Source organism: Thiothrix subterranea (assembly GCF_016772315.1).
Lineage (GTDB): Bacteria > Pseudomonadota > Gammaproteobacteria > Thiotrichales > Thiotrichaceae > Thiothrix > Thiothrix subterranea.
The window spans coordinates 564220-587476 of the sequence record NZ_CP053482.1; the positions used below are offsets into that span (position 1 = coordinate 564220).

The window sequence follows — 23257 nt, forward strand, 5'->3', positions numbered from 1 at the left end:
CGATTATCGCCGTATTTCCCCCTCAAGCTTTCAATAAGGATAGCGGTAGCACATTCAGCAAACTGCGTAAATTCCAATACCCCGCCACGCCCACCAACAGACTGCCCAGGACTGTCCCGATGATCAACGGCAACAGATTCAAACGCAAATCCAAATCAAACAAATAATACGCCAACACATTCCCCGCCGTTAAAGCCAGCAATCCTGCCAACGCCCCCGCCAATGCGCCCAGCAATAAAAACTCGCTCCAAATGCGCCGTTGCAGCAATGCCCGCCCTGCCCCCAAGGATTTGAGGATCGCCAATTCGCGTCGCCGCTCCGCCTTTTGGGATTGCAACGCTGCGATCAATACCACAACGCCAGCAATCAGGGTGAACACAAAAATCCCCTGCACCGCCAGACTCACTTGCTCCACCAATGAACGCACCTCGCTCACCACCGCGCCCACATCAATTGCAGTCACGCTGGGAAACTCACGAATCAGCGCCGTCACCAACGGTTTTTGCTCACCCAAATGGATGCTGGTAATCAAGGTTTGCGGCAAGGCATCCACCGTTCCCGGTGCCGCGACCACAAAGAAATTCGGCTGCATACTGTCCCAACGCACTTCGCGCACACTGGTCACGGTATCGCTCAGCCGTTGCCCCGCAATATCAAACGTCAGTTTGTCGCCCATGCCAAACTTGAGCGTTTCACCAATGCCTTGCTCAATCGACAAACCGCCCTGCTTGCCGTCAAACCACTGCCCTTCCAACAAGGCATTGCTCGCCGGAAATGTTGCAAACGATGACAGGTTAAACTCACGTTCCAGCAAACGTTGCGCCCGCTGTTCGGGATAATCATCCGGTTTCACGGGTTTGCCATTGATTTCCACCAAACGCCCGCGAATCATCGGGTACAGCGCCGTTTTCACGCCACGTTCGTTCAAAAAACGTTGCAGCGGCGCGGCTTCTGCCGGTTGGATATTAATCAGAAAATGATCCGGCGCATCCGCAGGCAAGGTTTGCTCCCACCGATCCAGCAAATCGGTACGCACCGTGGTCAACAACAGCAACGCAAACAAGCCCGTCGCAAACACCACCACCAACAACACCGCCCGTTTGGAACGCCCCAACGCAGGCAACCAGCCCCAACCGGCACGTTTCCCCGCCTGCTGCACCAAGCGCAAACCCGCCCCCGCCAATGCTGCAAACAAACCAATCCCAACAATCAGCCCCACCAGCAACAATCCCGCCAGCAACACATCCCGCGCTTGCAACCACAACAAACCAAACACCGCCAACACCAAACACACCACCACCAACCAGGTTGATTGCTGCGTTCCTTGCAACGCCCCCTGCAAAATCTGCATCGGCGAGGTATTCACCAAACGCAATAACGGCGGCAACGCAAACCCCAGCAGCAACACCACCGCCGTCAATAAGCCGCTCAAGGCAGGCATAGCGCTCGGTGCAGGCAACTCCTTACCCACAAAGCGGCTCAACCATTCCGCCAATCCAAATTGCAACAGCAATCCCAACGTTACCCCAATCGCGGCTGCCAGCAATGCCGTCAACAACAGTGAAAACGCATGATCGACTAACACTTGCCGCCGCGACATGCCCATCGCTTTCAACACCGCCACCGCAGGCAATTCACGCCGCATCAAACTCGCGGAAGTCAGCACCACAGCCGCCCCCGCCAACACCACGCTCAATAAAGCCGCCAACCCCAAAAAACGCCCCGAACGCTGCAAAGTTTGCTGCACCGATGCCAAATCTTCATCCAAGGTGCGCACCCGCTCCGTCGGCTTTAATTGCGGTTCAAGTGCCTGCTGCAACTGTTTGATCAGCTTGAGATCACCAGCGAATAATTGATTGAAACGCGCCCGACTCGCAGGCGACAGCAATTGAGTAGCAGGCAAATCATCCAGATTCATCAATACCACCGGCGCAAGCTGAAATAAATTGCTGCTACGATCCGGCTCCTGCGTCAACACCCGCGTCAACGTGAACGTGCTGCGCCCCAACGTCACGGTTGCCCCCGACTGCACGCCCAATTCCGCAAACAAGCGCGCTTCCGCCCAAATTTCGCCCTTTGCAGGCACACGTCCGGTGGAAAGTACTTCAACCGCATCCGGTGCATCTGCCGTTTTCAAATCACCCCGCAATGGGTAAGCGCTGGAAACCGCTTTCAATTGCGTCAGTTGCAACTTCTCACCGATCGACGCCATGCTAGGGAAACTCACGGTTTCCGCCGTTTCCAAACCCAGAGCCTGCGCCTGTTGCACATAAGCTTTATCCAACGGGCGTGCCGATGTCAGCACCAAATCGCCGCCCAACAGTTGGCGTGCTTGCGCTTGCATTGCGTTTTCCACCCGACTGGTGAAAAAGCCCACCGATGTCACCACCGTCACCGACACCACCAATGCCAGCAATAACAAACGCAATTCCGGCATCCGCCAACGTTGTTGCCAATGTTGAAACAGCAACTTCATACCAGCGTCCCCTCTTCCATCCGATAATGCCGCTGGCAACGTGCCGCCAGCGTGTCATCGTGCGTCACCAGAACCAAGGTCGTCTGGAATTTTTCCTGCAACGCAAACAGCAATTCACTGATTTCATGCCCGGTGGCGCGGTCAAGATTGCCGGTTGGCTCATCCGCGAACAAAATTTGCGGGCGGGTCACAAACGCTCGCGCCAAGGCTACCCGCTGCTGCTCCCCACCCGAAAGCTGGTTCGGGTAATGGCTCAAACGTTCCGCCAGCCCCACTTGCTGCAAAGCTTCTGTTGCCAACTGCGCACGCGCATTCACCGCCGCACCCAATTCTAATGGCAACATCACGTTTTCCAACGCCGTCAGATTTTCCAGCAAGTGAAAGGATTGGAACACAAACCCGACCCGCCCCAGCCGCAACGCTGCCCGCTGGTCTTCATCCAAACCGTCAAGGTTTTGCCCAAATAACATGACTGTACCGCTGGTCGGCAAATCCAGACCCGCCAGCAAACCCAGCAAGGTGCTTTTGCCCGAACCCGATAGCCCGGTAATCGCCACCGACTCACCTGTGTCAATAGCCAGGCTTACGCCTCGGAGAATTTGCAATTCACGTCCCGCTTGGGGGATAGTTTTGACCAAGTTGGTGGTCTGAATAATCGTTTTGTTCATATTCTTAAGGAATCCGTTGATGTTACGCACACTTTACCTGATCTTTTGCCTCTTGAGCTTTTTACCAGCCGTGACTGTGGTTATGGCGGATGAGACCACCCCTGCCAGCAAAAATTCCTCAACCTTATTGGTCTGGGGGGATAGTTTGAGTGCAGCTTATGGAATTCCGGTCGAAAAAGGCTGGGTTAGCTTGTTACAAACCAAACTGGGCGACCACTATAAGGTGGTGAATGGCAGCATCAGCGGCGAAACCACCGCAGGCGGTTTGACCCGCTTACCAGAAGCACTCAAACAGCACGCCCCCGATTATGTCTTGCTGGAACTCGGTGCGAATGACGGCTTGCGCGGCATCGACCTACCCACCATGCGCCGCAATCTGGAACAGATGATTACGCTCTCGCAAGCTGCTGATACCAAGGTCATCTTGCTAGGCATCCAGTTACCACCCAATTACGGCACAACTTTCACTGAAAAGTTTAGCACCACCTACACCGACCTAGCCAAACAGTATACACTTCCATTGCTGCCTTTCCTGCTGGAAGGTATTGCGGAAAATTGGGATTTGATGCAAGCGGATGGCTTACATCCCACGGCGGAAGCCCAACCACAAATACTGGAAAATGTCTGGAAAGTATTAGAAGCAGCACTCTAGGGGCAAATCTGGAGCAAAACATCATTAACGCTTGGGCATGAATCTTGCTAGATGTATCACAACAATAAGGTTTGCAGGCTGTTGACAGCCGCTGTTTACAACATCGACGCCTGACTGGAATAAGTCTATGAAAAAAGAATGGAATCAATACGATCCTGGTTCGTTGTATGACGAATTGATTGCTGCGGTGCATCAACCGCGCGAGGCCAGTTACAAGCTGGTCGAGTATCTACGTCACCTCACCCCCGACCGTTTTCGCCAATGCGTGCAAGAATCCGAGGTGGTTATCCGCGAAATGGGCATAACCTTCACGGTTTACAGCGATGCGGGCAACATTGACCGCGCTTGGCCGTTCGACATCATTCCACGCATTATCCACGCGGCGGAATGGGATCGCACCGAAATAGGGCTGAAGCAACGCATCCGTGCACTGAATATGTTCATTCAGGACATTTACAACGGCGGACAAATTCTCAAAGACGGCGTAATGCCCGCTGATGTCGTGCTGCAATCGAAAGGCTACCGCAAAGCGTGCATTGGCATGACCCCGCCGCACGGTGTTTGGGCGAATATTTGCGGTTCCGATTTGGTGCGTCACAGCGATGGCGTGTTGTATGTGTTGGAAGACAACTTGCGTGTACCGTCTGGCGTGGCGTACATGCTCGAAAACCGCAACATTACCAAGCGCGTCTTGCCGGAAATCTTCAACACCTTGCCAATCCGCCCGGTGAGCAATTACCCCGCGCAATTGTACGAAATGCTCGCATCCTTGCGCCCTGATTTGGATGACCCGACCATCGCGCTAATGACCCCCGGTGTCTACAATTCCGCTTACTTTGAACACGCTTTCCTCGCGCAACAAGCGGGTTTGGTGTTGCTGGAAGGCGCGGATTTGGTGGTGGGCAACGACAATTATGTCTACATGAAAACCATCAAAGGCTTAGAGCGCGTGGATGTGATTTACCGCCGGATTGATGACGATTTCATCGACCCCGAAGTGTTCCGCGAAGATTCGATGTTGGGCGTTCCCGGTATTATGCGTGCATGGAAAGAGGGCAAAGTCGCCATCGCCAATGCACCGGGATGTGGCGTGGCGGATGACAAAGTGATCTACGCTTACGTGCCGGATATGATTCGCTATTACCTTGGCGAAGAGCCGAGCTTGCCGAATGTGCCGACTTACGTGTGCCGCCGGGACGAAGATCGCGCTTACGTGCTGGAGCATTTGGCAGAATTGGTGGTAAAACCTGCCAATGAATCCGGTGGTTACGGCATGTTGGTGGGACCGCATTCCACGCCTGAAAAAGTCGAGGAATTCCGCAAGCTGATTCAGGAAGACCCGAATAATTACATTGCTCAGCCTACTTTGAGCCTGTCGGTCACGCCAACGTCATGCGAAACGGCTGATAAAGGATACATCAAAATTGCCCCGCGCCATGTGGATTTACGCCCGTTCATCCTCAGCGGTAAGGACATTTTTGTAACACCCGGCGGCTTGACCCGTGTGGCGTTGGTGGAAGGTTCGTTGATTGTGAATTCGTCGCAAGGCGGTGGCAGCAAGGATACGTGGATTGTGGGCGATGTGCAGGAAGGGGAGGAAGTCTGATGTTATCCCGTGTAGCTGAACGTGTTTATTGGATGGCGCGTTATTTAGAACGTGCCGAAAAAACTGCCCGCTTGATCAACGTGCATACCGCGTTGCTGATGGATTTGCCGGGGCGCATGGAAATCAACTGGTTCACCCTGATCCGTTTGTTCAATGCTGAAAAGGTCTTCAGCGAACATTACCAGTCAGGCAATGAAGCCAATATCATGCAATTTTTGATTGCGGATACTAACAATTCGTCGTCGCTGGCAACGTCCTTGGCGAATGTGCGCGAAAACGTGCGTACCTCGTTGGATGTGTTGCCGGAAGAAATCTGGGAACAGGCTAACCAGATTCATTTGCTGATGACCAACAGCTTGCCGCGCATTTCTGACCGTTATTCCCGCCAGATATTTCTGCGCGAAGTGATGAAGCATTGCCAGTGCATCCGGGGTGCGTTGGATAGCAATATGAGCCGCGACCACAGTTTCGATTTCATGCAAATCGGCAAGCATCTGGAACGCACCGACATGACCAGCCGGATTCTGGAAATGACTTCGTTGCTATTGTCGGAAGACCGTAGCGATACTTTGCGCAAATACGACGGCATTTTGTGGACAAATCTGTTGCAAGCCTTGGGCGGACGGCAGATGTATTTGCAGCATGTCCATTCGCGGGTGGAAGGCGCAAGCGTGATGCGCTTTTTGATGAATGACAACGTATTCCCCGGTTCGGTCAGCTACTCTCTCGCCGCCATGAGCCGCCGGATGCGCTACTTGCCCGACCCTGAAATGGCGATGACGATGGCGTATCGGGTGTTAGAACACACCAAACGTGAGGATGTCGGTGCGATTCCGGCAGAAAAGGTACATACCTTGATGGATTATTTGCAGAGCGAATTGGGTGTATTGCATACCGAAATCGCCAAAACATGGTTTTATCCCGACAGTAACGGGCAACAGCAAGCACAAGGATAAGGGCTTTACATGAGTATTCACGTCGCTTTAAACCATTACACTGGGTATAAATTTGATCGCCCGGTAAGCCTGTCGCCGCATGTGGTGCGTTTGCGCCCAGCGGTGCATTCACGCACGCCGATTCTGGCGTATTCCTTGAAAATCAAGCCAGAAAAGCATTACATCAACTGGCAGCAAGACCCGTTCGGTAACTGGCTGGCACGCTTAGTGTTCCCGGAAAAAACGATGGAATTCAGCGTGGAAGTCGATGTGGTTGCCGATATGGTGACAATCGACCCGTTCGATTTCTTTGTGGAAGAGTACGCGCAAAAATTCCCATTCAAGTATGACAAAGCCTTGCAAAAAGAGCTGATTCCGTATCTGGAAATTGCCGAAGATGGCAAATTATTGAAGGAATGGCTGAAAGGTGTAGATCGCAAACCACCGAATACCGTGTTGTTTTTGGTGGCGATTAATAGCCGCTTGCAACAAGACATTGGTTACAACATCCGCCTCGAACCGGGGGTGCAATCGTGTGAAGAAACCCTGACCACGAAAACGGGTTCATGCCGCGATTCGGCGTGGTTGCTGGTGCAAATTTTGCGGCATCTGGGGCTGGCGGCACGGTTCGTGTCGGGGTATTTGGTGCAGTTGACGGCTGACCAAAAGGCGTTGGATGGCCCTAGCGGGACAGAGGTCGATTTCACCGATTTGCACGCTTGGACAGAAGTGTATTTGCCGGGGGCGGGCTGGATTGGGCTTGACCCGACTTCCGGTTTGTTTGCCGGTGAGGGGCATATTCCGTTGGCGTGTACGCCTTCGCCGGGGAGTGCTGCGCCAATTGATGGTTTCACCGATAAATGCGAAGTCGAGTTTGATTTCCATAATAGCGTGCGCCGTGTTCTTGAAGACCCGCGTGTGACTAAGCCGTATTCGGATGAGCAATGGGCGGATGTGCTGGCGCTGGGCAATCAGGTCGAAGCCGATTTGGTGCGTGGCGATGTGCGCTTGACGATGGGCGGCGAACCGACCTTCGTTTCCATCGACGATATGGATGGCGCGGAGTGGAACACGGCGGCGTTGGGCGAACACAAGCGCGAACGTGCGGGTGTGTTATTGCGGCGGATGCAGAAGGTGTTTGCGCCGGGCAGTGCGCTGCAATTTGGGCAGGGCAAGTGGTATCCGGGCGAACCGTTCCCGCGTTGGGCGCTGGGTTGTTTCTGGCGGCCGGACGGTGTGCCGGTGTGGAAAGACCCTGCGCTAGTGGCGGACGATCAGAAGGATTACGGCTACAACGATACCCACGCGAAGGTGTTTGCGGAAACGGTGTGCACCAAGCTCGCGTTGAACAAAAAGTACCTCGTGCCGGGTTACGAAGACCGTTTGTATTACTTGTGGAAAGAGGCGAATCAGCCTGCGAATGTGGATTGGTTGACCCTGAACCTGCGGGATAGTAAGCACCGTAACGATTTGGTGATGGCGTTGCAGCGCGGTTTGGATGTACCGACAGGTTTCGCGCTGCCGTTGCGTTGGGATGATGCGACGAAAAGCTGGGCGAGTGCGCCGTGGGAGTTCCGCCGCCAAGAGATGTATTTGATTCCGGGCAATTCGCCGATGGGTTTCCGTTTGCCGCTGGATAGTTTGGCGTGGACGGCTGAAGACGAGCGGGAAGTCGAGGCGCAGCCTTGCCCGTTTGAAGATCGCCCGACGTTGGCGGATTTCCACGGCGAAGTCGAACAGCGTTATAGCGCGTATGTCGCGCCGCCTGAGCCGACTTTGCAGCACGCGGATGCGACCAAAACGATGGTGAAGGAATGGCGCGAAGTGCCGCGTACTACCTTGTGTGTGCAGGCGCGGGAAGGGCGCTTGTATGTGTTCCTGCCGCCGTTGCATTTCCTGGAGCATTATCTGGATTTGGTGGCGACGCTGGAAACCACCGCTGCTGAATTGAAGATGCCGATTTTGCTGGAAGGCTACGAGCCGCCGTCTGATCCGCGTTTGAAGTCGTTTAAGGTCACGCCTGATCCGGGTGTTATCGAGGTGAATATTCATCCGGCAACGACGTGGAAGGAACTGGTTCACAATACTGAAATTCTGTACGAAGAGGCGCGGTTGTCGCGTCTGGGTGCGGAAAAATTCATGTTGGATGGACGGCATACTGGCACGGGCGGCGGTAATCACGTCACGCTGGGTGCGGCTACGCCGAGCGATAGTCCGTTCTTGCGCCAGCCGGATGTGTTGCGCAGTTTGTTGACGTTCTGGCAGCACCATCCAGCGCTGTCTTACCTGTTCTCTGGCATGTTCTTGGGGCCAACCAGCCAAGCACCACGGGTGGATGAGGCGCGGGATGAGAGTTTGTATGAGCTGGAAATCGCGTTCCAGCAAATGCCGAGCGGACACAATGATCAGCCGTGGTTGGTTGACCGTTTATTGCGTAACTTGCTGATTGATATTACGGGCAATACGCATCGGGCGGAGTTCTGCATCGACAAGCTGTATTCACCGGATTCTTTCAGCGGTCGCCAAGGCTTGCTGGAATTCCGTGGCTTTGAAATGCCGCCTCATGCGCGGATGTCGTTGGTACAGATGTTGCTGATTCGTACCCTGATGGTGCGTTTCTGGAATACGCCGTATGCGCATCGCTTGGTACGTTGGGGTACAGCCTTGCACGACCGTTTCATGTTGCCGCATTACGTGTGGGAAGACATGAAGGACGTGTGTGCGGACTTGCAGGCGGCGGGGTATCCGTTCCAGTTGGAGTGGCTCGCACCGTTCCACGAGTTCCGTTTCCCGGTGTATGGGCGCGTGCAATATTGCGGCATTGAGCTGGAATTGCGGGCGGCGTTAGAGCCGTGGAATGTGTTGGGCGAGGAATTGAGTAGCCAAGGCACGGCGCGGTTTGTGGATTCGTCGCTGGAACGGGTGCAGGTGAAAATCAACGGACTGACCGATTCGCGTTACGTGGTTGCCTGTAATGGGCGGCGTGTGCCGATGAAGGCTACTGGTGTGAAGGGTGAGTATGTGGCTGGGGTGCGCTTCCGCGCTTGGCAGCCGCCTTCCGCGTTGCACCCGACCATTGGGATTCATGCGCCGCTGGTGTTCGATATTATTGATACCTGGAATGGGCGTTCGGTGGGTGGTTGCACTTACCATGTGTCGCATCCGGGTGGGCGCAATTCCGAGATCTTCCCGGTGAATGCGTATGAGGCGGAAAGTCGCCGTTTCTCGCGCTTCCGTGAGGAACATACGCCGGGTGTGATTGAGCCGAAGTTCTTGTCGGAAGCCACGCGGGCGTTCTATGAACATGGGGCGAAGCCGCAGCCGATGAGTCCGCCGCCGGAAGAGGTGAATGCGGATTATCCGTATACGCTGGATTTGCGGCGGGGGTAGAAGAATCCCCCCATCCCCGACCCTTCCCCCGCAAGGGGTGAAGGGCGTAAGAGCCAACTCCGTCATACTTGCCAGTACCGCCTGTCCGCATATCTCATTATAAAAAAAGCAATGTCAATTCAGAAATACTAATAAAATCTATTGATTTTTTTTTTATCATGTCGATAAAATGCCCGCCTATCGAAATAACTAATCAATAGGGGCTACACCATGATCTCACGCCGACTACTCGCCACTGCGGTACTGACCGCGCTCGCCACTACTGCCTGTAATGACAATAATAACAATGGTTTAAACTCAAACGACACCAATGCAACCAAGGTTGCCAGCCGTTACTACCTTGCGCCAGAAGTGGCAGGAAACAGCGCATCCATTAATGGTGTTGATGTTTCCACAGGAAAAATAACGTATGACACAAATGACATAAATACCAGTCAATTGGCATTATCCCGCCAATTTTCCTCCGCAGGCGTAAGCCCTGACGCATTAGGCGGTTGGCAGCACAACTACAGCAGCAGCCTCGATGCAGGCGGCATCTCTACCACCGAATGGCAAGGCGCAAAAAGCCCCGAATACCCCGATGCTGAAACCGCTTGCGAATCTGGCTGGCAGCAAATCAGCAGCAGTGCCTACAACGGGCAACTGCAAACCGCTGATGCGGTGTTCAACGCGGGCTTGTGCGAACTCAAACTCAACGGCACAACCGTAGCCCGTCTGCCTGTACAAGGCAGCGACGGCAACAGCAGTTACCCCATCCACATCCTCACCCGAAGCGATGGCAGCCGCATCACCTTCTACGAACAAAACGGTGAATGGGCAACCACCACCCGCGAACCCTACCAACTGGCATCCACCGCCAACGGCTGGAACGTCACCACGCCTGATGGCAGCGTAGAAAGCTACAACCTCGCAGGCAAGCCCGACAGCATCACCAACCCACAAGGGCAAACCACTACCCTCAGCTACGGCAGCGCGGGGCAACTGGAAAAAGTCACCAGCCCCTTCGGGCAAAGCCTCACTTTCAGCTATACCGATGGTAAATTGAGTGAAGCTAAAAGTGCCGCAGGCACGACCACTTACGCCTACGGCGCAGACGGCAAACTGTCACAAGTCATGCTCCCCGACGGCGCTACCCACAGCTACACCTACACCGACGGCAAGCTCGACAGCATCACCGACGCAACAGGCGCAGTGGTTGCCCGTTACACCTACGACACCGAAGGGCGCGTTACCCACACCGAAGCAGCGGCTGGCACACAAGCCCGTGCCTTCGCCTACAACGGCGCAGAAACCAGCGTCACTGATGTTGTCAATAACACCACCGACACCTACGCCCACCGCATTATCCAAAGTTTGGCACGGGCAACCCGCAGCACCGACAGCACAGGTGCAACCGACACCACCGAATACGACGCGAACGGCTACCTCATCAAAACGGTGGACAAAAACGGCTTAATCACCCTGACCACATGGAACGCCCGTGGTCTTCCCGAATCCACCACCACCGCCGCAGGCACAGCCCAAGCCCGCACCACGGTAACGGAATGGCATCCCCAATTCCGCAAACCCAGCAAACAAGTCGAAGCGGGCAACGTCACGCTGTACGAATACGACAATGAAGGCAATCTCACCAACAAAACGGTCGGCAGCCCCACAGCCGCCACCAACCGCCTTTCCGCCCGTGGAGCCGTTACCCAGCTACAAGCGATGCGCAGCCTCAGCAGCCGAGCCGCCCTCAAATCCGCAGGCTACGAAGTCCAAGAAAGTACCATTGCCTACAACAGTGCAGGGCAACCCACGGAAACCATTGCCCCGAATGGTGCTGTCACCAGCTACGACTACGACAATCAGGGCAACCAGATCACCGTTACCAACGCCCTCAACCACACCAGCAAAACACTGGAATATGACGCTGCTGGTCGCGCCCTCAAAACCCAAGACGAAAATGGTCTGGTCACCACCAACGTCTATGATGTTGCTGGACGCTTGACAAACAGCAACACCAACGGACAAACCACCAGCTACGCTTACGACGTGGCAGATCGCCAAACCCAAACGACTTACTCGGATGGCAGCACCAGCACCACAGCTTACGACAACGCAGGTAACACCGCCAGCACCACTGACGCGCAAGGCACTGCCACCACCTACACTTACGACAGCAACGGCAACCAGCTAACCGAAAGCCTCACCGATGCCAGCGGCAACACCCGCCAAACCAGCCGCCGCGACTACAACGCCCTGAACCAACTGGAAAAGTCCACTGACGCAGACGGCAACGTGACCACCTACGGCTACGACAAGGCAGGCAACCAAACCAGCGTCACCGATGCCCAAGGGCGCGTGACCACCAATGAATACGACGCACAAAACCGTCTGGTCAAAACCACTGACCCCGCAGGCGGTATTACCCAATACGCCTACGATGCCGAAGGCAACCGCACCACCGTTATTGCTGCGAACGGTGCAACCACTACTTATGCCTACGACAACTTCAAGCGCATGACTGGCGAAACCAGCCCCGACCGTGGCAATACCACCAACACCCACGACATCAGCGGCAACCTCAAAACCAGCACCGATGCCAACGGCAACACGGCTACCCACGACTACGACCTGCTCAACCGCAAGGTCAAAACCACATGGCAGGATGGCAGCACCGCCACCTACAGCTATGACACTTGCACCAACGGTATCAGTAGGCTCTGCACCCTCACCGACGGCAGTGGCAGCACCACCTACCAATACGACAACGAAGGGCGCATCACCCAGAAAACCCAGACCATTGGCAGCGTAACCCTGACCCACCGCTACGCCTACACCAGCGATGGCAAGCTGCAAAGCGAAATTCTCCCCAGTGGTGCAAATGTTGGCTACACTTACACGCAAGACAAACTGACTGGGATTACCCTCAATGGGCAAACGTATATGAGCAACATCCGCTACAATGCAGCAGGGCAGGTGTCAGGCTGGCAATGGGCGGACGGCACGACCTACCAGAAAACCTACGATGCCAACAACAGGCTCAAAACTTTCCCGCTCGGCAACTTCACCCGCACCCTCAGTTATGACACTGTAGGCAACATCACAGGTTGGGACGACAACGGCGATGCCGCCAAAGCCAAGCACTTCAGCTACGATTTACTCGACCGCTTGGACGGCTACACCGCCGCCAACGAAGCGCAAGTCTTCCAATATGACCCCAACGGCAACCGTACCGCCAAGACTGACAACGGCAACGCCACCGCTTACGGGCTTCAAGCCAACAGCAACCGCCTAACCCACATCGGCAACACAGCCCAAGCGCAAGATGCCAACGGCAACTTGCTCAACGATGGCACACATGCCTACACCTACAACGCGCAGAACCGCCTTGCCAGTGTGGACGGCACAACCGCCTACACTTACAACACTGACAACCAGCGGGTGAAGAAAACTTCCAACAACGGTACAACCCTATACGCATGGGACAATGACCGCATTATTGGCGAATATGATGGAAGCGGTACAGCGCAACAGGAAACGGTTTACTTCGGTAATACGCCAGTCGCGGTAATCCAGAACGGCAGCATTCACCGTATCTACGCCGACCAGATTGACACCCCACGTATCATCACCGATGTAACAGGGAAAACTGTTTGGTTATGGGAAAGTAAACCTTTCGGTGAAACCGCCCCCAACGAAGATCCCGACAAGGATGGTTTGGCTCTGCGTTACAGCCAGCGTTTCCCCGGACAAACTTTTGATGCCGAAACAGGGCTGCATTATAACTTCCACCGTGACTACAACCCTGTAACCGGGCGATATGTACAGTCCGACCCAATTGGACTGGATGGGGGAATGAATTCATTTGGGTATGTGAGGGAGAATCCACTGATATATCTCGACCTACTTGGAGAGAAGACAGCGGTTATTCATAATGGGATGACATCAGGAAATCCATTTGGGCATTCGGCTATAGCTTTTACAAGGGCAGGGATTTATAGTTTCGGAAACTCCACACCACGAGCTTCATCTTTGATAGGGTATACGGCAAGGGAAATGCCTCGTAGAAATACAACGATGACAATTATAAATACAACATATGCGCAAGAGCAAAGAATGCTTTCTTTTATCAACCGTTATTCTGGTAGCATGGAGAGCATTGGTTATTATGATAATTGCGCATATAGAACTTCTTCTACATTAGATAAGTTGTACCAAGATTTGAGCTTTTTTCAAAGATTATCACCGACCCCTTGGAGTCCAACTAGATTTCCTTATGAGGTTGAAAATATTGCCATTAAGTATATGAAGTCATTCGGTGGAGTAAGGGTTAGTGTTCCTTCTTATAGTGGAACATGGAGTCAACAACTTGCTCGAGTGCCAACAGTATTACGTGAGTTTGAACCAGTTTACGCAGGTTACTGATCTTATGAAATACTTGGTTATTCTTCTTGTCATGATTGGCTGTGCAGTATTTTTCTATAATCGAAACATGTGCCAGAGTAAGTTTGTGACAGCCACTTATACTGGCAATTTGGAGCAAATGATTGAATTATTGAGTTCAGGATGTGCTGATGTTGATGGTGCAGCCAATGATGATTGGACTCCGTTAACCATTGCGGCTAGAGAGGGGAATGTTGAAGTTATAAAATGGCTTATCATTAATCATGCAGATGTAAATAAGAAAGAAGGAGGTGGTAGTACTCCACTAGATTGGGCGATGGATAGAGTAGAGCAAAATCCATCGAAAGAAAATGAGGAAGTTGTGAGATATTTGAAATCTATTGGTGCAGTTGCTACGCGTTACTAATTATGAAGCGCCAATAGCATAATCTGTCACAAAGACCAAAAAGGCTTCTTCGGAAGCCTTTTTGGTGTGCTTCATTCCCCCATCAATAAACCAGACTGAGAATATAGCTTGGCGAGGACGAGCGCGAAGTCGAGGCGCAGCCTTGCCCGTTTGAAGATCGCCCAACGTTGGCGGATTTCCACGGCGAAGTTGAACAGCGTTATAGCGCGTATGTCGCGCCGCCTGAGCCGACCTTGCAACACGCCGATGCGACCAAGACGATGGTGAAGGAATGGCGCGAAGTGCCGCGCACGACCTTGTGCGTGCAGGCGCGGGAAGGGCGTTTGTATGTGTTCCTGCCGCCGTTGCATTTCTTGGAGCATTATCTGGATTTGGTGGCGACGCTGGAAACCACCGCTGCTGAATTGAAGATGCCGATTTTGCTGGAAGGCTACGAGCCGCCGTCTGATCCGCGTTTGAAGTCGTTCAAGGTCACGCCTGATCCGGGTGTTATCGAGGTGAATATTCACCCGGCGACGACGTGGAAGGAACTGGTTCAGAATACTGAGTTGCTGTACGAAGAGGCGCGGTTGTCGCGGCTGGGTGCGGAAAAATTCATGCTGGATGGGCGGCATACTGGCACGGGTGGCGGCAATCACGTCACGCTGGGTGCGGCTACCCCTAGCGATAGCCCGTTCTTGCGTCAACCGGATGTGTTGCGCAGTTTGTTGACGTTCTGGCAGCACCATCCGGCACTGTCTTATCTGTTCTCTGGCATGTTCTTGGGCCCGACCAGCCAAGCGCCACGGGTGGATGAGGCGCGGGATGAGAGTTTGTATGAGCTGGAAATCGCATTCCAGCAAATGCCGAGCGGACACAATGATCAGCCGTGGTTGGTTGACCGTTTGTTGCGTAACTTGCTGATTGATATTACCGGGAATACGCATCGGGCGGAGTTCTGCATCGACAAGCTGTATTCGCCGGATTCTTTCAGCGGTCGCCAAGGGCTGCTGGAATTCCGTGGCTTTGAAATGCCGCCTCATGCGCGGATGTCGTTGGTGCAGATGTTGCTGATTCGTACCCTGATGGTGCGTTTCTGGAACACGCCGTATGCGCATCGGCTGGTGCGTTGGGGGACGGCGTTGCACGACCGTTTCATGTTGCCGCATTACGTGTGGGAAGACATGAAGGATGTGTGCGCGGACTTGCAGGCGGCGGGTTATCCGTTCCAGTTGGAATGGTTGGCTCCGTTCCACGAGTTCCGTTTCCCGGTGTATGGGCGCGTGCAATATTGCGGCATTGAGCTGGAATTGCGGGCAGCGTTAGAGCCGTGGAATGTGTTGGGTGAAGAGCTGAGCAGTCAGGGCACGGCACGTTTCGTGGATTCGTCGCTGGAACGGGTGCAGGTGAAAATCAATGGCTTGACCGATTCACGCTATGTGGTTGCCTGTAATGGGCGGCGTGTGCCGATGAAGGCTACGGGCGTGAAGGGTGAATATGTCGCTGGGGTGCGTTTCCGCGCTTGGCAGCCGCCTTCCGCGTTGCATCCGACGATTGGGATTCATGCGCCGCTGGTGTTTGACATTATTGATACCTGGAATGGGCGTTCGGTGGGTGGTTGCACTTACCATGTGTCGCATCCGGGCGGGCGCAATTCCGAGATCTTCCCGGTGAATGCGTATGAGGCTGAAAGCCGCCGCTTCTCGCGTTTCCGTGAGGAGCATACACCGGGCGTGATTGAGCCGAAGTTTTTGTCGGAAGCCACGCGGGCGTTCTATGAGCATGGGGCGAAGCCGCAGCCGATGAGTCCGCCGCCGGAAGAGGTGAATGCGGATTATCCGTATACGCTGGATTTGCGGCGGGGGTAGAAACCCCCTCCTTTCCCCCATCCCCGACCCTTCCCCCGCCCCTTCGACTACGCTCAGGGAGCGGGGGTGAAGGGCGTAAGCATCAACTCCGTCATACCTGCCAGTACCGCCTATCCGCACAAATCAGCATTAAAAAATAAAATCAATTCAAAAATACTAATAATATATATTGATTTTTTTTTTTGTCATGCCCGTAAAATGCCCGTCTATCGAAATAACTAATCCATAGGGGCTACACCATGATCTCACGCCGACTACTCGCCACTGCGGTACTGACCGCGCTCGCCACTACTGCCTGTAATGACAATAATAACAATGGTTTAAACTCAAACGACACCAATGCAACCAAGGTTGCCAGCCGTTACTACCTTGCGCCAGAAGTGGCAGGAAACAGCGCATCCATTAATGGTGTTGATGTTTCCACAGGAAAAATAACGTATGACACAAATGACATAAATACCAGCCAATTGGCATTATCCCGCCAATATTCCTCCGCAGGCGTAAGCCCTGACGCATTAGGCGGTTGGCAGCACAACTACAGCAGCAGCCTCGATGCAGGCGGCATCTCTACCACCGAATGGCAAGGCGCAAAAAGCCCCGAATACCCCGATGCTGAAACCGCCTGCGAATCTGGCTGGCAGCAAATCAGCAGCAGTGCCTACAACGGGCAACTGCAAACCGCTGATGCGGTGTTCAACGCGGGCTTGTGCGAACTCAAACTCAACGGCACAACTGTAGCCCGCCTGCCCGTGCAAGGCAGCGACGGCAACAGCAGCTACCCCGTCCATATCCTCACCCGTGCCGACGGTAGCCGCATCACTTTCTACGAACAAAACGGTGAATGGGCAACCACCACCCGCGAACCTTACCAATTGGAATCGACCGCCAGCGGCTGGAACGTCACCACGCCTGACGGCAGTGTGGAAAGCTACAACCTTGCAGGCAAACTCGATAGCATCACCAGCCCACAAGGGCAAACCACTACCCTCAGTTACTACGCTTCGACTTCGCTCAGCGCGGGGCAACTGGAAACCGTCACCAGCCCATTCGGTCAAACCCTCACCTTCAGCTACACCGACGGCAAATTGAGTGAAGCTAAAAGTGCCGCAGGCACGACCACTTACATCTACGGAACAGATGGAAAACTGTCACAAGTTACACTCCCCGACGGCGCTACCCACAGCTACACCTACACCGACGGCAAGCTCGACAGCATCACCGACGCAACAGGCGCAGTGGTTGCCCGTTACACTTATGATCAAGAAGGGCGCGTCACCCACACCGAAGCCGCCGCTGGCACACAAGCCCGCGCCTTCGCTTACAATGGCGCAGAAACCAACGTCACCGACGTAGCCAATAACACTACCGACAGCTACGCCCACCGCATTATCCAAAGCCTCGCACGGGCAACCCGCAGTACCGACAGCGCAGGCGCAGTGGAAACCACCGAATACGACACCAACGGCTACCCCACCAAAACCGTGGACAAAAACGGCTTAATCACCCTGACCACATGGAACGCCCGTGGCTTACCCGAATCCACCACCACCGCAGCAGGCACAGCCCAAGCCCGTACCACGGTAACGGAATGGCATCCCCAATTCCGCAAACCCAGCAAACAAGTCGAAGCGGGCAACGTCACGCTGTACGAATACGACAATGAAGGCAATCTCACCAACAAAACGGTCGGCAGCCCCACAGCCGCCACCAACCGCCTTTCCGCCCGTGGAGCCGTTACCCAGCTACAAGCGATGCGCAGCCTCAGCAGCCGAGCCGCCCTCAAATCCGCAGGCTACGAAGTCCAAGAAAGTACCATTGCCTACAACAGTGCAGGGCAACCCACGGAAACCATTGCCCCGAATGGTGCTGTCACCAGCTACGACTACGACAATCAGGGCAACCAGATCACCGTTACCAACGCCCTCAACCACACCAGCAAAACACTGGAATATGACGCTGCTGGTCGCGCCCTCAAAACCCAAGACGAAAATGGTCTGGTCACCACCAACGTCTATGATGTTGCTGGACGCTTGACAAACAGCAACACCAACGGACAAACCACCAGCTACGCTTACGACGTGGCAGGTCGCCAAACCCAAACGACTTACTCGGATGGCAGCACCAGCACCACAGCTTACGACAACGCAGGTAACACCGCCAGCACCACTGACGCGCAAGGCACTGCCACCACCTACACTTACGACAGCAACGGCAACCAGCTAACCGAAAGCCTCACCGATGCGTCAGGCAACACCCGCCAAACCAGCCGCAGCGACTACAACGCCCAGAACCAACTGGAAAAGTCCACCGATGCCGATAGCAACGTGACCACCTACGGCTACGACAAGGCAGGCAACCAAACCAGCGTCACCGATGCCCAAGGGCGCGTGATCACCCACGAATACGATCCACAGAACCGTCTGGTCAAAACTACCAATCCCGCAGGCGGCGTGACCCAATACGCTTACGATACCGAAGGCAACCGGACTATGGTTATCGCTGCGAATGGTGCAAGCACCAGCTACGCCTACGATAACTTCAAGCGTATGACAGGTGAAACTAGCCCTGACAGAGGCAACACCACCTATACCCACGACATCAGTGGCAACCCCAAAACCAGCACCGATGCCAACGGCAACACAGCCACCCATGACTACGACCTGCTCAACCGCAAGGTCAAAACGACGTGGCAGAATGGCAGCATCGCCACTTGGGACTATGACAATTGCACCAATGGTATTGGCAGGCTTTGCACCCTCACCGATGGCAGCGGCAGCACTACTTACAGCTATGACAAAGAAGGGCGCATCACTCAGAAAACCCAGACCATCGGCAGTGCTACCCTGACCCACCGCTACGCCTACACCGCTGACAGCAAGCTGCAAAGCGAAACCCTCCCCAGTGGTACAACTATTGGCTACACTTACCAGCAAGATAAACTCGCTGGGATAAGCATCAATGGGCAAACAACGTACATGAGCAACATCCGCTACACCGCCGCAGGGCAGGTGGCAAGCTGGCAATGGGCGGACGGCACGACCTACCAGAAAACCTACGATGCCAACAACAGGCTAAAGACTTTCCCATTGGGCAACACCGTTCGTACCCTCAGCTATGACTCGGTAGGCAACATTACAGGTTGGGATGACAACGGCGATGCCGCCAAAACCAAGCACTTCAGCTACGATTTGCTCGACCGCTTGGACGGCTACACCGCCGCGAATGAGGCGCAAGCCTTCCAGTACGACCCCAACGGCAACCGCACCGCGAAAATTGACAACGGCAATACCACCGCTTACGCACTCCAGCCCAACAGCAATCGCCTGACCCAGATCGGCAGCACTGCCCAAACGCAAGATGCCAACGGCAACCTGCTCAATGATGGCACACACGTTTACACCTACAACGCGCAGAACCGCCTTGCCAGTGTGGACGGCACAACCGCTTACACTTACAACGCTGATGACCAACGGGTGAAGAAAACCACCCCAACGGGAACGACCCTGTACGCATGGGACAACGACCAGATTATCGGTGAATACAGCCAAACCAACCAAAACGGCACAGCAGCACAGGCAACCGAAACGGTTTACTTCGGCAACACACCCGTAGCAGTCATCCAGAACGGTAATGTTTACCGTATTTATGCCGACCAGATTGAGACCCCTCGTATCATCACCGATGCCAGCGGCAAAACCATCTGGGCATGGGACAGCAAGCCGTTTGGTGAAACTGCACCCAACGAAGACCCTGACAAAGATGGCTTAGCACTCCATTACAACCAACGTTTCCCCGGACAGACCTTCGATGCCGAAACTAGGTTGCATTACAACTTCCATCGTGACTACAACCCGGCAACTGGGCGATACGTGCAGAGTGACCCGATTGGGTTGGATGGGGGGATGAACTCGTTGACCTATGCCTATGGAAATACTCTTATCGGTATAGATAAGTTAGGTTTAATGGTCAGTGCAGTTATGGATAAAAATGCTCGGTTATTACGAGTGGTAGATATAAATAATCCACGCAAAAGCACTACCGTCTTAGCCTTTTCAGGAGGGCAGATTTTTGGTAATGGACAAATAATATCGCCAGGCATTAAACCTGAACAAAGGTCTGCGCCAAATGGGAGTTACTTCATAACTGAGGATGTAGGTTTGCCTAATGTTAATCATCAAGGTTGGTTTGGATTGCTGGCCAGTGATGGGCGGATAGATGATTATGTTTACGAAAATGGAGAGAGGAGATCAGGGATACGCTTACATCCAGGCAGTGTCAGTCATGGCTGTGTAACGGTAGTTGTAGATCCTAGGCGCGGCGGCTCGGGAAATTGGTCTGGTGTTAGTAATATTGTTTCTTCTACCGGTATTGGAAGTGTTGATTTTATTACTGGGCCTTATTTCTGGAGTTCAAAACGTAAAGTCAGACATTATGGTTATTTAACAATAAGATGAGGTGATTTTAAATGCTTAGGTTTCTTAATTTAACATTAATGTTCGTTGCTTTTTTAGGAATATTGTCGATGGCATTAATTGTATTGTATTTGGAGTGGGATATAATTCTGTGAAAAAGACGTGGATTATTGTTGGTGTGATTTACATGTTATTTACATGTTATTTTTTTGTCAAAATTTATATGGGGGTTTTTATCCCGGCAAGCCATGTCAACAATGAAAATGTTCGGGATGCGGTTAAGCAAGTATTGTTAGATGATTTTAAGGTTTCAGCTTTTGGAGGATATGTGGATTATGAAAATATCAAACAAACCAGCAAAAAATTATCTATTGAAGAACGTAAAGAATTTTTTAAAGCGATAAGGCTTTATTCGGATGAATTGGAGACTTCATCAGAGTTTCAAACCATGCTTGATTTGATTGAAAACGATGGAAATTTCTAAAAAATCGACAAATTTTGGCGTGAGAGGGTGACGTAAAATAATCGGAAACGTCTCCCAATTGGCAAATCCTGATAGATAGATCATAACCATCACAAACCAAAAAGGCTTCCTAGTTCCTAGGAAGCCTTTTTGCTGTGTTTCATTCCCCAATCAACATGTGAGAATAATCGGAAACGTATCCCGATTATTGATGAATAGTTTGGCGTGGACGGCTGAAGACGAGCGGGAAGTCGAGGCGCAGCCTTGCCCGTTTGAAGATCGCCCAAAGTTGGCGGATTTCCACGGCGAAGTCGAGCAGCGTTACAGCGCGTATGTCGCGCCACCTGAGCCGACTTTGCAACACGCCGATGCGACCAAGACGATGGTGAAGGAATGGCGCGAAGTGCCGCGTACTACGTTGTGCGTGCAGGCGCGGGAAGGGCGTTTGTATGTGTTCCTGCCGCCGTTGCATTTCTTGGAGCATTATCTGGATTTGGTGGCGACGCTGGAAACCACCGCTGCTGAATTGAAGATGCCGATTTTGTTGGAAGGCTACGAGCCGCCGTCTGATCCGCGTTTGAAGTCGTTCAAGGTCACGCCTGATCCGGGTGTTATCGAGGTGAATATTCACCCGGCGACGACGTGGAAGGAACTGGTTCAGAATACTGAGTTGCTGTACGAAGAGGCGCGGTTGTCGCGGCTGGGTGCGGAAAAATTCATGCTGGATGGGCGGCATACTGGCACGGGTGGCGGCAATCACGTCACGCTGGGTGCGGCTACCCCTAGCGATAGCCCGTTCTTGCGTCAACCGGATGTGTTGCGCAGTTTGTTGACGTTCTGGCAGCACCATCCGGCACTGTCTTATCTGTTCTCTGGCATGTTCTTGGGCCCGACCAGCCAAGCGCCACGGGTGGATGAGGCGCGGGATGAGAGTTTGTATGAGCTGGAAATCGCATTCCAGCAAATGCCGAGCGGACACAATGATCAGCCGTGGTTGGTTGACCGTTTGTTGCGTAACTTGCTGATTGATATTACCGGGAATACGCATCGGGCGGAGTTCTGCATCGACAAGCTGTATTCGCCGGATTCTTTCAGCGGTCGCCAAGGGCTGCTGGAATTCCGTGGCTTTGAAATGCCGCCTCATGCGCGGATGTCGTTGGTGCAGATGTTGCTGATTCGTACCCTGATGGTGCGTTTCTGGAACACGCCGTATGCGCATCGGCTGGTGCGTTGGGGGACGGCGTTGCACGACCGTTTCATGTTGCCGCATTACGTGTGGGAAGACATGAAGGATGTGTGCGCGGACTTGCAGGCGGCGGGTTATCCGTTCCAGTTGGAATGGTTGGCTCCGTTCCACGAGTTCCGTTTCCCGGTGTATGGGCGCGTGCAATATTGCGGCATTGAGCTGGAATTGCGGGCGGCGTTAGAGCCGTGGAATGTGTTGGGCGAGGAATTGAGTAGCCAAGGCACGGCGCGGTTTGTGGATTCGTCGCTGGAACGGGTGCAGGTGAAAATCAATGGCTTGACCGATTCGCGCTACGTGGTGGCGTGTAATGGGCGGCGTGTGCCGATGAAGGCTACGGGCGTGAAGGGTGAATATGTCGCTGGGGTGCGTTTCCGCGCTTGGCAGCCGCCTTCCGCGTTGCATCCGACGATTGGGATTCATGCGCCGCTGGTGTTTGACATTATTGATACCTGGAATGGGCGTTCGGTGGGTGGTTGCACTTACCATGTGTCGCATCCGGGCGGGCGCAATTCCGAGATCTTCCCGGTGAATGCGTATGAGGCTGAAAGCCGCCGCTTCTCGCGTTTCCGTGAGGAGCATACACCGGGCGTGATTGAGCCGAAGTTTTTGTCGGAAGCCACGCGGGCGTTCTATGAGCATGGGGCGAAGCCGCAGCCGATGAGTCCGCCGCCGGAAGAGGTGAATGCGGATTATCCGTATACGCTGGATTTGCGGCGGGGGTAATATACCATCGGCAATTGAGTTCTCGGTTTCGATATTTTTCACGA

Annotated in this window: 11 protein-coding genes and 1 pseudogene; 10 read left to right on the forward strand and 2 right to left on the reverse strand. The window is 53.7% G+C overall.

Features of this window, described 5'->3' with window-relative positions; all coding sequences use genetic code 11:
- Positions 1–22: 22 nt before the first annotated feature.
- Positions 23–2476, reverse strand: coding sequence for an ABC transporter permease (locus HMY34_RS02745; protein ID WP_202717791.1), 2454 nt, complete (start codon positions 2474–2476; stop codon positions 23–25).
- Positions 2473–3144 carry an ABC transporter ATP-binding protein gene (locus tag HMY34_RS02750; protein ID WP_202717792.1) on the reverse strand — a complete coding sequence of 224 codons (672 nt, stop codon included), beginning with the start codon at positions 3142–3144 and terminating at the stop codon, positions 2473–2475. Before HMY34_RS02750 ends, HMY34_RS02745 begins: the two co-directional genes overlap by 4 nt.
- A gap of 19 nt (positions 3145–3163) precedes the next feature.
- Here HMY34_RS02750 and HMY34_RS02755 point away from each other — a divergent pair, with 19 nt between their 5' ends.
- The 10 genes and pseudogenes from HMY34_RS02755 (at position 3164) to HMY34_RS02800 (ending at position 23213) form a co-directional block, all read left to right on the forward strand.
- A complete protein-coding gene (locus HMY34_RS02755) occupies positions 3164–3796 on the forward strand; it encodes an arylesterase (RefSeq protein ID WP_202717793.1) in 633 nt (210 codons plus the stop codon).
- A gap of 127 nt (positions 3797–3923) precedes the next feature.
- Positions 3924–5402: a circularly permuted type 2 ATP-grasp protein gene (locus HMY34_RS02760; protein WP_202717794.1), complete on the forward strand. Its 1479-nt coding sequence runs from the start codon at positions 3924–3926 to the stop codon at positions 5400–5402.
- Positions 5402–6358 carry an alpha-E domain-containing protein gene (locus tag HMY34_RS02765; RefSeq protein WP_202717795.1) on the forward strand — a complete coding sequence of 319 codons (957 nt, stop codon included), beginning with the start codon at positions 5402–5404 and terminating at the stop codon, positions 6356–6358. The genes HMY34_RS02760 and HMY34_RS02765 overlap by 1 nt, the downstream gene beginning before the upstream one ends.
- A 9-nt stretch (positions 6359–6367) precedes the next feature.
- Positions 6368–9727: a transglutaminase family protein gene (locus HMY34_RS02770; RefSeq protein WP_202717796.1), complete on the forward strand. Its 3360-nt coding sequence runs from the start codon at positions 6368–6370 to the stop codon at positions 9725–9727.
- A gap of 210 nt (positions 9728–9937) precedes the next feature.
- On the forward strand, positions 9938–14137 hold the full coding sequence (locus HMY34_RS02775) for an RHS repeat-associated core domain-containing protein (protein WP_202717797.1): 4200 nt from the start codon (positions 9938–9940) through the stop codon (positions 14135–14137).
- Between the two features lie 4 nt (positions 14138–14141).
- On the forward strand, positions 14142–14522 hold the full coding sequence (locus HMY34_RS02780) for an ankyrin repeat domain-containing protein (protein ID WP_202717798.1): 381 nt from the start codon (positions 14142–14144) through the stop codon (positions 14520–14522).
- Positions 14523–14635: 113 nt separating this feature from the next.
- Positions 14636–16369, forward strand: a pseudogene (locus HMY34_RS02785) (transglutaminase family protein); the annotation flags it as partial.
- A 239-nt stretch (positions 16370–16608) separates the two neighbouring features.
- Positions 16609–20823, forward strand: coding sequence for an RHS repeat-associated core domain-containing protein (locus HMY34_RS02790; RefSeq protein ID WP_202717799.1), 4215 nt, complete (start codon positions 16609–16611; stop codon positions 20821–20823).
- Positions 20824–20932: 109 nt separating this feature from the next.
- Positions 20933–21265: a hypothetical protein gene (locus HMY34_RS02795; protein ID WP_202717800.1), complete on the forward strand. Its 333-nt coding sequence runs from the start codon at positions 20933–20935 to the stop codon at positions 21263–21265.
- A 190-nt stretch (positions 21266–21455) separates the two neighbouring features.
- The gene (locus HMY34_RS02800; RefSeq protein ID WP_407701846.1) at positions 21456–23213 is read left to right on the forward strand and encodes a transglutaminase family protein; all 1758 of its coding nucleotides are present in this window, start codon (positions 21456–21458) and stop codon (positions 23211–23213) included.
- Positions 23214–23257: the final 44 nt, after the last annotated feature.